Genomic DNA, 12,699 nt, shown 5'->3' with positions numbered 1-12,699 from the left:
GCGGCGTTCAGCTTTGCTGACAACGCCGAGATCAGCGTCGAGATGGACCCCAATGATCTCGACGAGCCCCGCTACGATGCACTGGCCGCCATCGGCATGACGCGGGCTAGTCTCGGCGTGCAGGACTTCGATCCGAAGGTACAGCACACCATCAACCGCATTCAGACCTTCGAGCAGACACGCTCGGTGGTGGAGGCCGTGCGGGCGAGGGGCGTGCGTTCGGTCAATTGCGATATTCTTTACGGCTTGCCCTATCAGTCACTGGAAACACTGGCGGAAACGGTGAAGTCGATCATCTCGCTCGATCCGGACCGGATTGCGCTGTTCGGTTATGCCCATGTGCCGTGGATGAAAAAACATCAGAACATGATTCCGAACGATGCCTTGCCTGGCATCACCGAGCGTTACCGGCAAATGACACTGGCTGGTGACATGCTTGTGGCGGCCGGTTACGAGGCAATTGGCATCGACCATTTTGCAAAGCCGGTCGACAGTCTCGCCATTGCCTGCTCAAACGGTGATCTGAAGCGCAATTTCCAGGGCTATACCGATGACAGCGCCACGGCGCTGATCGGTCTTGGTGCATCCTCCATTGGAAAATTGCCGCAGGGTTATGTGCAGAACATGCCAGCGACCGGCGAATATCAGCGCAAGGCCGAAAATGATGGTCTGTGCGTGGTGCGCGGTATTGAGTTGAGTGGTGAAGACCGGGCACGTGCCTGGGTCATCGAGCGCATCATGTGTGATTTCTCTTTCGATTTTGCCGAGTTGGAACGTGAATTCGGCATCAATCCGGCAGGCATTCTATCCGAGGCAAAGCTGTTTGTGGCACAAAATACCGATGCCATCGCTGAGATTAAGGGGCAGCTATTTGCCTTGACCGAAGCGGGAAAACCCTTTGCACGCACGGTCGCTGCGGTGTTTGATAGTTACTTATCCACTGGAAAAGGTCGCCATTCGGTTGCTGTTTAAGCAACACTTCGAAAGCAAATTACACGTTCTTTGCTTGCACCCATTGGCTTTTCAACTTGATTTGCCTATGTGGTGCGTCTGATAAGCGTTATTTGAAGACAAAGACAGACAAGGATTATGGGCGTGACAGCTACATTTGATAAGGTTGCCGACATCATCGCCGAAACCAGCGAAATCGACCGGGAAACCATTACGCCGGAAAGCCACACAATCGACGATTTGGGCATCGACAGCCTTGATTTCCTCGACATCGTATTTGCGATCGACAAGGAATTCGGCATCAAGATCCCGCTCGAGCAGTGGACACAGGAAGTCAACGAAGGCAAGGTTTCGACCGAAGAGTACTTCGTTCTGAAGAACCTCTGTGCCAAGATCGACGAACTGAAGGCCGCCAAGGGCTGATCAGTTCCAGCACCCGCATTCAAGCGGGGAGGCTGAGCGACTTGAATATGGTTTATATCCCTCACGCCGGAACGGGCGGGAGGGATTGTTTTATTAAGCGGAGAGCAAATGCTTCTCGAATATTTCCAGATGATCGATCACATCGAATCTGTCGATAAGACGGCGCGCATATTGAAGGCCCGTTCTGTGGTGCCTGCGAAAAGCCCGGTTTTTGAAGGTCATTTTCCCGGTATGCCGCTTGTTCCCGGCGTTTTGCTGATTGAAACCATGGCGCAGGCCTCCGGCATGTTGGTTCTGGGCATGACCGATTTTGCCGCCATGCCGTTTCTGATGTCGGTTGATGGTGCCAAGATGCGCACCTTCGTGGAGCCGGAAGCGGTTCTGGATATCGAAGCCTTTCTCGAACATGACGGTTCCGGTTTTGCCGTGACCAAAGCCAAGATCACCTCCGGTGGCAAGAAGGTCTGCGATGCGCAGTTGAAGCTGCGCACCATGCCATTTAGCGACATTCCGCTTGGGCCCATCGTCAAGAAGCGTGCCGAAGAAGTGGGGCTGATGGCCGCGCTTGCCGCTTCCGAAGGGTAACAAACACCGAAATCACCGGCGCGACCGGTGAATAAACAGGGTTTTGAAGGCCCGGTTCGGGCCTTCGCCATTGCCAAGACGTTTTGTGCGGATTATTCGGCAACATGATAATGCCGCAAGCTGGCGCAAACGCATGAACGAGCGGACGCGAACCACGGTGGTCCTGCAACCGCAGAGGATGACGTATGAGCAAATCTGACAATGATGTGGTGATAACGGGTGTCGGTATCGTAACCTGTCACGGTGTAGGCACCGAAGCGCATATCGCCTTGCTATCAGCAAGTGCCGCGCCGGAAACGATTGTCGAGAGCGAGAAATTCAAGCCTTACCCGGTTCATCCGCTGCCTGAGATCGACTGGTCGGCACAGATTGGCCGCAAGGACCAGCGTCAGATGGAAAACTGGCAGCGCCTTGGCGTGTTTGCCGCCGGTCTGGCGCTTGATGACGCCGGCTTCAAGGAAGATGCCGACGCCTGCGCGACCATGGACATGATCGTTGCTGCCGGTGGCGGTGAGCGCGACATCAACGTCGATACGCTGATCGTCGATGAAGCCCTGAAGCGCAACGACCGCGAAATCCTTCTCAATGAAAAGCTGACGACCGAACTGCGCCCGACGCTGTTTCTGGCCCAGCTTTCCAACCTGATGGCCGGCAACATTTCCATCGTGCACAAGGTGACCGGTTCGTCGCGCACCTTCATGGGGGAAGAGGCGGCTGGCATTTCGGCTGTTGAAACCGCCTTCCACCGCATTCGCTCCGGTGAGTCGAGCCATGCGCTGGTCGGTGGTGCATTTGCGGCTGAACGCCCAGACATGATTCTGCTGTTTGAAGCCATCAATGCCCATGCCCAGGGTGAGTGGCAGCCCCTATGGTCGCGCAGCGCCGATAATGGCGGCGGCATGATCACCGGTTCGGTTGGTGCATTCCTGGTTCTGGAATCGCGCAAACACGCCGTTGATCGCGGCGCAAAGATCTATGCCCGTATCGACGCCATTGAAGGTGATCGCGGCAATCGCGACGAAGGCAAGATGGAAAAGCGCCTTGAGCGACTTCTGTCTCCAGCCGGTGATAAGGCGGATACACTTGTTCTGTCCGGTGCCAGCGGTTTCCACGACGTAACCAAGCGCGAAAAGGCACTGCTGGAAAAGGCACTGCCAAACGCAGTGGTGCGTGGTTACAGCGGTGCAACCGGCCATGCGCTTGAAGCCCAGTTCCCGCTTGGTCTGGCGCTCGGCGCGCTGGCCATTGAAAGCGGTGCCAAGGTTCCGGCCTTTGACGGCGCTCAGGAAAAGCCGATGTCGGCAAGTGCCAACACGGCTGTCGTGACGACCGTTGGCCATGTGCGTGGCGAAGGCGTCGCCGTTTTGTCCCGTGATGCGTGAGGAGTAAAAAAGATGGGTTCATCCAGCTTCAAGGATCATCTCGGACGCCCGCTTGTTGCCGTCACAGGCATGGGCATCATCACCTCGCTTGGACAAGGGCTTGAGGACAACTGGTCTGCCCTGACATCGGGCAAATCAGGCATTCACAACATCACCCGTTTCCCGACCGATGGTCTGTCGACCAAGATCAGCGGAACCGTTGACTTTATCGACATTCCGGTGCCGAACTCGGTGGAACGTTCCTACGCCTTTGCGCGTGAAACCACCATTGAAGCCTTGGCGCAGGCCGGTCTTTCCGGTGATTTCGGTGGCCCGCTGTTTCTGGCTGCACCACCAATCGAACCGGAATGGAGCGCGCGTTTCGAACTTGCCGATCGTTCGCCACCAGCCGACCAGCCGGGCGATGCCTATAACCGTTTCCTGGCCGCCATGCGCCAGCGCCCTGATGCGGCGTTTCAGGAAGCCGCGCTGTTTGGGGCGATTTCCGAGCGTCTGGCTGATCGTTTCGGTACACGTGGCCTGCCGGTCACGCTGTCAACTGCCTGTGCCTCTGGTGCCACCGCCATCCAGCTTGGCGTTGAAGCCATTCGTCAGGGTCGCACTGAGCGTGCATTGACGGTTGCGACCGATGGTTCGGTCAGCGCCGAGGCGCTGATCCGCTTCTCACTGCTGTCGGCGCTCTCCACCCAGAATGACCCGCCAGAAAAGGCATCCAAGCCGTTCAGCAAGGACCGCGACGGTTTCGTGATTGCCGAAGGTGCCGCAACCCTGGTGCTGGAATCGCTGGAAGCCGCCGTTGCCCGCGGTGCCAAGATCCTTGGCATCATCAAGGGTGCCGGTGAAAAGGCAGACAGCTTCCACCGTACCCGTTCGTCGCCGGATGGCGCACCGGCCATTGCCACCATTCGTGCGGCCTTGTCCGACGCCGGTATTGAACCGGCTGACATTGGTTACATCAATGCGCACGGCACCTCGACGCCGGAAAACGACAAGATGGAATATGGCGCGATGCTGGCGGTGTTCGGCGAAGGGCTGAAGGATATTCCGCTGTCATCCAACAAGTCGATGATCGGCCACACGCTGACAGCAGCCGGTGCGGTTGAGGCGGTGTTCTCGCTGCAGACCATGCTGACCGGCACCTTGCCGCCAACCATCAACTACACCAATCCGGACCCGGCCATTGCGCTTGATGTCGTGCCAAATGTGAAGCGTGATGCGCAGGTCGGTGCCGTCCTGTCCAACTCCTTCGGTTTTGGCGGACAGAACGCAAGCCTTGTCATGACACGGGAACCGGCTTAATCCGGTTCCACACACAGGGGAGGGCGCCTTTGGCGCGTCGTTTCAGACGTGCCGCGCTTTTCTGCCAGACACACACGATAACGCCTCAGGGCGAAGGACTTTTACATGCGCGCCTTGCAACTCGTTGATGATCGTAAACTTGAAAAAGTGGACCTGCCTGAGCCGGACGCACCAGCACCGGGTGAAGTGACCCTTCGCGTCAAGGCGGTTGCCCTCAATCACATCGACGTCTGGGGCTGGCGTGGCATGGCTTTTGCCAAGCGCAAGATGCCACTGACCATTGGTGCGGAAGCCTCCGGCGTTGTTGAAGCCATCGGTCCAGGCGTATCCAACGTGCTGCCGGGACAGCTGGTATCGATCTATGGCGCACGCACCTGTGGTCTGTGCAAGCCGTGCCGTGAAGGCAAGGACAATCTGTGCGAACACGTCTCTGGTGTACACGGTTTCCACCTCGATGGTTTTGCGCAGGAGAAGATCAACATTCCAGCCCGCCAGCTGGTGCCTGCACCACAGGGTGTCGACGCGGTTGCTGCGGCCCTTGCACCTGTTACCTTTGGCACGGTTGAACACATGCTGTTTGACAATGCCAAGCTTGAGCCCGGCGAAACGATCCTCGTTCATGCCGGCGGTTCCGGCATCGGCACGGCTGCCATTCAGCTGGCCAAGAAAATGGGCTGCACCGTTATCACCACGGTTGGTTCGGACGACAAGATCGAACGTGCCAAGGCGCTGGGTGCCGACCACGTGATCAACTACCGCACCGACCGCTTTGAAGGCGTTGTGCGCAAGCTGACCAAGAAAAAGGGCGTCGACGTTGTGTTCGAACATGTCGGCAAGGACACATGGGCCGGCTCGATGTTCTCGCTGAAGCGCGGCGGTCGCCTGGTCACCTGTGGTTCGACCTCGGGCGTTTCGACCGACATCAACCTGATGATGTTGTTCCAGCAGCAGCTCAAGCTGCTCGGCTCCTTCGGCTGCCGTATGGAAAACATGGCCAATGCCATGCAGAAGATGGCACGTGGCATCGTGCACCCTGTCATCGACACCGAAGTGACATTTGACGATATCGACCGTGCGCTGGAGCGTATGGAGACCCGTCAGGTGTTCGGCAAAATCGTTCTCAGAATGGATTGATGCCCGTGAAGATGCTTGTGACGCGCATCGTCTTGGCGCTTATGCATTTTCGGCAATGGTTGATCGCACAATTTGCGTTTGGCCTGCTGAATTTTCTCAAGCTGTTTCCAGCCGATCCGGCCATGCGTTTTGCGGAACGTTTTGCCCGGTGGGTTGGACCAAAGACCAAGCGTCACAGGCTGATGCTCTATAACCTGGAGCGCGCATTCCCGGAAAAATCCGAGCAGGAACGCACCGAAATCGCCATGGATAGCTGGGCGAATATGGGGCGTCTTGCGGCGGAATATGTGTTTCTGGATCGGTTGTTCGACTTTGATCCGGAAAGCACCACGCCAGGCCGTATCGAGGTTGAAGGCATTCCGATCTTCCTCGACCTGCGCGACAATCCCAGACCCTTTATCGTTTTTACTGCCCATACAGGCAATTTTGAGCTTCTGCCGGTGGCCGGTTCAGCCTTCGGTCTGATGGTGACCGTGCTGTTTCGCCCGCCAAACAACCCTTACATCGCCGACAAGGTATTCAACTTCCGTCGCGCCCGTATGGGGGATCTGGTTCCCTCGCATGCAGGCTCTTCCTTTGCGCTGGCCCGCCAGCTGGAGCGGGGTGGCGGCGTCGGCGTGCTTGTCGACCAGAAGTTCAACAAGGGCCTGTCGACGCAGTTCTTCGACCTTGATGTGAAGACCAATCCGCTGGTTGCCAAGCTGGTTCGCCAATTCAACTGCGAGGTCTATCCGGCCCGTTGCATCCGTCTGCCTGACAATCGCTACCGTCTGGAAATCGAACCGAAGATCACGATCCCGGTCGACGAGAAGGGCAATGTCGATGTTGCCGGTACAGCCCAGTTGCTGAACGACAAGGTGGAAAGCTGGGTTCGGGAATATCCGGGGCAGTGGCTCTGGTACCATGACCGCTGGAACATCAAAAAGAAGCTGTAAAAATTGCCCGCCCGGTTTGTGACAACGAAACCCTGGCACCAGTTTCATATTTTATACAATCAGAGGAATTTAGCGGTTAACCACACCAAGAGTAGTGGTTTGTAAACGCTTCTGTTTTTGTGATATTAGTCCACCATGAATTGAATTTTGGTTGATCGGTCTCAGCATATCCCGGCCTTTGGTGAAGGGATAATTTCGGAGGTTCATCTGTAATTGCATGCGGATTGCGATAATCTTCTCGGGAGAATTGCTTTGAAGACTTTGGTTGAGCGGTTCTGGCAACAATATGCACGACTGAGACATGCGGTCGAAACCAACGATGCGCCTGCGGTGGAAGCTCTCGATCGGGAACTCGACCCGATTCTCGAGGCGATCATCCACAAGGAAACCCGAAACCCCGATGAAATCCGGATCCAGTTCCAGTTCGCAATCGATCTGCTGAACGAGGAAGCGGAAGACTTTGCTGGCGTTCAGCGCAATACCGAGTTGCTCAAGACGCTTGTGAACCGCTACATCGGCAAGGGGTATTCCCCCAACGACAAGGACGGCAAAGAACACACCGTGCTGGATGAAGCATGGTTTGATGAGCAGCCGGACCGCATCATCGTTGTGTCGACGGATTACCGTATCTTCTATTGCAACGCGGCCAATGCTAGCCGTTATTCGCTTGCTGTGTCTGATGTTCTTGGCAAGCACATCGCCGAATTTGTTGGCCTGCACCGCTTCAAGGACGGCTTGAAGGAAAAATTGGTGCAGTGCTTCCAGGGTGAGGCGACACAGTTTACCTACGCGGAAGATGCCGACGGTCGCACCATCGTCGTCTCGCTTGGTATCACGCCTTGCTTCTCGTCATCGGGCACGCTTCTGGGCGCCATGATCGTGCTGCAGGAAGCCGCTGATCGCCGTAGACGCACCGGCGCCGCCTGAGTGGCAATCATATCTTTAAAACGAACTGCTGGAGCGCCATAACGGCGCTCTTTTCGTCTGTGCGTCAGGCTGTTGATCCGAAACGGGAGGAGCGAGGGGGAGGGCCGTTGCGTGCCGGTCCGGGGTGATGTGATTCCGTAAATGGAGGTGCAATTTCAAAGGAGCGTTTCACATTGCTAGGTTTTGAATGTTCTTGTGTTGCATATGTATATCCCCGTTCGTTGGATTTGTTTTGAATCTGTTTCAAATTTGAGACAGTCTCAACCGCCTGTTGTCATGTGCGATTTGTTTTTTGAAGTATATGAAACTAAATCGCCTCAATATTTCGTATGCGAAACTTTTCGTGCTGCTCAAATTAGAAGAGCATAAAGACCGATATCTGGTCTCTGTAAATCCACGATTTTACTAACTTTATGTATTGTTTTGCTGTTTTTGCTTTGTTTTTGTTTGGTGGAGCGAATTTGTATTTGGGATTTATCTCGAATACTTCAAGTTTCATGTTTCTAAATTTACAAATTCTAATTTTCAAATCATTTGACTGATTGAATGTGAGGGGTCGTCATGTTAGTGCCTTTCAGCAAGGCAGCTGTTGGCATCTTGATGTGTTTGCTGTGCGAAATCCGTTGCAACCGTTTTCATCGGCGTATGGATTTCTCTGAGACGATTTTTGGAGACAGGCATGTTGGGGCTTTTCGAAGCGTTTTCGACAAAATGTTTGCAATTGCAGCAGGCCGTGTCCGCCGGGCATGATGAATTGGTCCGTGCGCTGGATCGTGAACTTGATCCGCTGATCGGCATCATTCTGTCCTACAAGGCCAACAACGCCTGCGAAATGCACATGCAGATGCAGTTCCTGGCAGCCCTGATCCGTGAAGATGCCGATGACCCTTCAAGCGTCGTGCGCCATTCGGCTGCGATGTCGATGTTGATCGATCGATATTTTGCCGACACCAATGCGCAGCCGGATGCGGTGTTTGCAGCCCCGGCCGAGACGAAAGCCAAGCAGGCTGTTTATCCGGATGTCCTCTTCAGCGAAGTCGTGCTTGATATGTTGCCTGACCGGGTTGTCGTGGTGACACCGGACTGCCGTTTCCTCTACGCCAACAAGCTCTATTCAAAATACGTCAACAAGACCCAGCTGTCGCTGATCGGCAATTCCGTGTCAGAGCTGGTGGGCAGCGAATATTTTGAAATGAAGATCAAACCGCAGCTTGATCGTTGTTTTGACGGCGAAAGCCTTGATTATCAAGAGGAACATTGGGGGCAGGGCGAAAGGGTTATCGTGCGTTATCGCATGACACCGCTGCGTTGTGCTGCCCACAAGATTGCAGGCGCTGTCATTGTCATGGAAGATGCGCAGAAATCTGCCTGACGCCTTTGCCTGACATCTATGTGTCGCGCTGATAGCAACACGACACACCTCAGATCACATCAAAACCCGACCAGTGCCGTCAGGCGTTCCCACAGAACGGGATCGATCTCGCCAATCAGCAGGCGTGCCGCCATGGCAAGGCAGGAGATGATCAACAGCGGGCGAATGAGCTTTGCACCGTTTTTGACGGCGAAATGTGTACCAAGCTGTGCGCCGATAAACTGGCCAATGCCCATGACAATGCCGATCTTCCAAAGCACCGCACCGCTGATCGTGAACACGATGAAGCTGCCGAAGTTGGAGCCGAGGTTTAGCAACTTGGTGTGGGCGGTTGCTTTCAGCATGCCGTAACCGGCGAGCGACACGAATGCCAGCATGAAGAACGAGCCGGTGCCCGGGCCAAAAATGCCGTCATAAAATCCGATCAGCGGTACAACCGTGCAACCGAACACGAATGCGGAAATGCGCCGATGGCTGTCCTGGTCGCTTAGGCTTGGTTTGAAGGCAAAATAAAGCGCAATGCCAATCAGCAGGATCGGCATGATCAGGCGCAACACCTCAGCCGGCACGAAGGCCGCTGCAATGGCACCGAAAACGCCGCCCAGCATCGAAAGAAGCGCCATTGGCAACTGGCTTTTCAGGTCCACAAGGCCGCGTTTTGTATAGGCGTAGGTCGCAGATGCCGCGCCAAACTGCGATTGCAGCTTGTTGGTGCCAAGCGCCTCAAGCGGCGGAATGCCCATGATCAGCATGGCGGGAATGGTAATCAGGCCACCGCCGCCGGCAATGGAGTCGATAAACCCCGCAACAACAGCAACGATGAACAGGGTGGAAAGCAGGTGAAGGGTAACGTCGACCAAGGGGGAAAAGTCCGGCTGGAGAATGATGGCGCGTTATTGTCACCGAAGGCAATGCTTGGCAAACTCTATTTCGGTTCACGTTAGGGATTGCGGATGCGTCGCTTATGATTAATGTGCCCGACGCCGCCAGCACATGCTGCGGTGCAGCCAGATTTTGCGGAGCATACAGAAATGCATAAGGTGATATTTGATACGGATCCGGGCGTAGATGACGCAATGGCGTTGTTGTTCCTGCACAGGCACCCTGACATTGATCTCGTTGGCATCACCACGGTTTTTGGCAACGCGCCGATTGAGATAACCACCCGCAATGCGCTTTTCCTGAAGCAGCAGTGGGGTATATCGGCCCCGGTTGCCAGAGGCGCCAATGTGACCTTTGATCCGGCTCGCCCCGAGGGCCACTGGCCAACCTTCATCCACGGTGAAAATGGTCTGGGCGACATCGATATCCCTGAGACCATCGATCTGCCGGTCGACACGCGTCCGGCCCACCATTTCCTAATCGAAACGGTCAAGGCCAATCCGGGTGAGGTGACCATCATCGCCGTTGGCCGCATGACCAACCTGGCGTTGGCGCTGCGCGAAGAACCTGATTTTGCTGCTCTGGTGAAAAACGTCATCATCATGGGTGGCGCATTCGACATCAATGGCAACGTCTCTCCCGCCGCCGAAGCCAATATTCATGGCGATCCGGAAGCGGCCGACCTGGTGTTTACAGCACCGTGGCGCGTGACCGTTGTGGGTCTGGATGTCACGACCAAAACAGTAATGACCGCGAAATTCATGGATGACATGGCAAAGGCTGGCGGCAAGCCGGTACAGCTCCTGTCCGACCTGTCGCAGTTCTATATCGAATTCTACAAGGAACGCACCGGTGACGGCATGGTTGTGCATGACAGTTGTGCCTGCGTTTACCTGGTGGCACCTGAGCTGTTTGAAACACGCAGCGGCCCGGTGCGGGTGGTCTGCGGTGGTCTTGCCGATGGCGCAACGATCCAGAAACCGGATGGTCGCGGTTTCCCGCCGGGCAATTGGGACGGTCACCCAAGCCAGCTGGTTTGCACAGACATCAAGCCGGATGAGGTGCTTTCGCTCATTCGTTCGGTGATCGTGGATGGCAAGCACGCCTGATTGCTGCAAAAATGGCCACTTGCTGGCCGTTGTTGCCTTGCATTCAGACGAAAACTGGCGTTAAGCAAAAAACATGTGCGCGCTTTAATGTGCCGGATGATTTGCCGTAAAAAAATCTCATATCCGGCACATCCACGCGTCACTCCACCCTTCGTTCCGGCAATGCTGCCGGCATATCGGGTGGAATGACAAAGCTGGCGCCAATTGACCGGTGAAATCGATTAGGATTTTCGGTTCTTTGCGCTACACTACCAGAATCTGCATGATGTGTTCGCGTCAGCGGATTACTGTAATAAAAATGAACTGTCGCAATGCGCCGGTCAGATCTGGCGCATTTCCATGAGGAAGAAGATGGAAGAGTTTCACAAGGTCAAGCGTCTGCCGCAATACGTATTCGAACAGGTCAACCGTTTGAAAGCGAGCGCGCGAGCGGGTGGTGCGGATATTATCGACCTTGGCATGGGAAACCCTGACCTTCCCACCCCAAAAGCGATCGTCGACAAGCTGTGCGAAGTGGTTCAGGACCCGCGCACGCACCGTTATTCCTCGTCCAAGGGCATTCCCGGTCTTCGCAAGGCGCAGGCTGCTTATTACGCACGCCGTTTTGGCGTGAAGCTGAACCCGGATACCCAGGTTGTGGCAACGCTCGGCTCCAAGGAAGGCTTTGCCAACATGGCGCAGGCAATCACTGCGCCGGGCGACGTTATCCTCTGCCCGAACCCGACCTATCCGATCCACGCTTTCGGCTTCCTGATGGCTGGTGGTGTTATCCGCTCGATGAATGTCGAGCCGGATGAAACCTTCTTTGGTCCGCTGGAGCGCGCCGTGCGCCACTCCATCCCCAAGCCGCTGGCGCTGATCATCAACTACCCGTCCAACCCGACGGCGCATGTTGCCTCGCTTGATTTCTACAAGGACATCATTGCCTTCGCCAAGAAGCATGACATCATCGTGCTGTCTGACCTGGCCTATTCCGAAATCTATTTCGATGAGAACAACCCGCCGCCATCGGTGCTGCAGGTTCCAGGTGCCATGGATGTGGCCGTTGAGTTTACCTCCATGTCCAAAACCTTCTCCATGCCGGGCTGGCGCATGGGCTTTGCCGTGGGCAATGAGCGTCTGATCTCGGCGCTGACCCGCGTAAAGTCCTATCTGGATTACGGCGCGTTCACGCCGATCCAGGTTGCGGCCACCCACGCCCTGAATGGCGATGGCTCCGATATTGCCGAAGTGCGCAATGTCTATCGCCGCCGCCGCGACGTGATGGTCGATACATTCGGCAAGGCAGGTTTTGAAGTGCCGCCTCCGGCCGCCACCATGTTTGCATGGGCGAAAATTCCGGAAAAGTTCCGCCATCTCGGTTCGCTTGAGTTCTCCAAACTCCTCGTTGAAAAGGCCGATATTGCTGTGGCTCCGGGTGTTGGCTTCGGCGAAATGGGTGACGACTATGTTCGTCTCGCTCTCGTTGAAAACGAACACCGCATTCGTCAGGCTGCGCGCAACTTGAAGCGCTTCCTGTCGTCCGCTGATGAAACGATGCATAACGTCGTTTCACTGAACGCTCACCGGTAATACCGGCGGGCATTTCCCAGGGGTGGCCGGTCCCGGCCACCTGTTATTACCAAAACAAATCAGGATTATACCAATGGCAGATTCATTGAGAATCGGCATAGCGGGGCTCGGCACTGTCGGCGCTTCGC

The 12,699-nt window shown here is 55.6% G+C and carries 12 protein-coding genes; 11 read left to right on the top strand and 1 reads right to left on the bottom strand.

All coding sequences use genetic code 11. The features are described 5' to 3' along the window. From RT613_RS21730 to RT613_RS21690, 9 genes are all read left to right on the top strand, one after another. Positions 1-972: radical SAM protein (locus tag RT613_RS21730; protein WP_313618460.1), on the top strand; the 972-nt coding region annotated here is incomplete at its 5' end. Positions 973-1,089: 117 nt separating this feature from the next. Beyond that, complete coding sequence (locus RT613_RS21725; RefSeq protein ID WP_092662234.1) at positions 1,090-1,374, top strand: acyl carrier protein; 285 nt, start codon at positions 1,090-1,092, stop codon at positions 1,372-1,374. 108 nt (positions 1,375-1,482) lie between these two features. Continuing rightward, positions 1,483-1,959 (top strand): 3-hydroxyacyl-ACP dehydratase FabZ family protein, encoded by a 477-nt coding sequence (locus RT613_RS21720; RefSeq protein ID WP_313618459.1) that lies wholly within the window; start codon positions 1,483-1,485, stop codon positions 1,957-1,959. Between the two features lie 185 nt (positions 1,960-2,144). Next, entirely contained in the window at positions 2,145-3,341 is a 1,197-nt protein-coding gene (locus tag RT613_RS21715; RefSeq protein ID WP_313618458.1) for a beta-ketoacyl-ACP synthase, read from the top strand. A gap of 12 nt (positions 3,342-3,353) precedes the next feature. After that, a complete protein-coding gene (locus tag RT613_RS21710; protein WP_313618457.1) occupies positions 3,354-4,640 on the top strand; it encodes a beta-ketoacyl-ACP synthase in 1,287 nt (428 codons plus the stop codon). A gap of 105 nt (positions 4,641-4,745) precedes the next feature. After that, positions 4,746-5,774, top strand: coding sequence for a zinc-binding dehydrogenase (locus tag RT613_RS21705; protein WP_313618456.1), 1,029 nt, complete (start codon positions 4,746-4,748; stop codon positions 5,772-5,774). Further along, a complete protein-coding gene (locus RT613_RS21700; protein WP_409558880.1) occupies positions 5,774-6,709 on the top strand; it encodes a lipid A biosynthesis lauroyl acyltransferase in 936 nt (311 codons plus the stop codon). The genes RT613_RS21705 and RT613_RS21700 overlap by 1 nt, the downstream gene beginning before the upstream one ends. 252 nt (positions 6,710-6,961) lie before the next feature. Then, positions 6,962-7,636 (top strand): PAS domain-containing protein, encoded by a 675-nt coding sequence (locus RT613_RS21695; protein WP_313618455.1) that lies wholly within the window; start codon positions 6,962-6,964, stop codon positions 7,634-7,636. Between the two features lie 679 nt (positions 7,637-8,315). Beyond that, complete coding sequence (locus RT613_RS21690; RefSeq protein ID WP_313618454.1) at positions 8,316-9,008, top strand: PAS domain-containing protein; 693 nt, start codon at positions 8,316-8,318, stop codon at positions 9,006-9,008. 59 nt (positions 9,009-9,067) lie between these two features. Here RT613_RS21690 and RT613_RS21685 read toward each other — a convergent pair whose 3' ends face one another. Further along, positions 9,068-9,868, bottom strand: coding sequence for a TSUP family transporter (locus RT613_RS21685; RefSeq protein ID WP_313618453.1), 801 nt, complete (start codon positions 9,866-9,868; stop codon positions 9,068-9,070). 171 nt (positions 9,869-10,039) lie between these two features. Between RT613_RS21685 and RT613_RS21680 the strand changes: the two genes are divergently transcribed. Continuing rightward, entirely contained in the window at positions 10,040-10,999 is a 960-nt protein-coding gene (locus RT613_RS21680) for a nucleoside hydrolase (protein WP_313618452.1), read from the top strand. 351 nt (positions 11,000-11,350) lie between these two features. Next, on the top strand, positions 11,351-12,571 hold the full coding sequence (locus RT613_RS21675) for an LL-diaminopimelate aminotransferase (RefSeq protein ID WP_313618469.1): 1,221 nt from the start codon (positions 11,351-11,353) through the stop codon (positions 12,569-12,571). Positions 12,572-12,699: the final 128 nt, after the last annotated feature.

Source organism: Agrobacterium sp. (assembly GCF_032092815.1).
Taxonomy (GTDB): Bacteria; Pseudomonadota; Alphaproteobacteria; order Rhizobiales; family Rhizobiaceae; genus Agrobacterium.
This window is presented reverse-complemented; position numbering and strand designations above follow the sequence as displayed.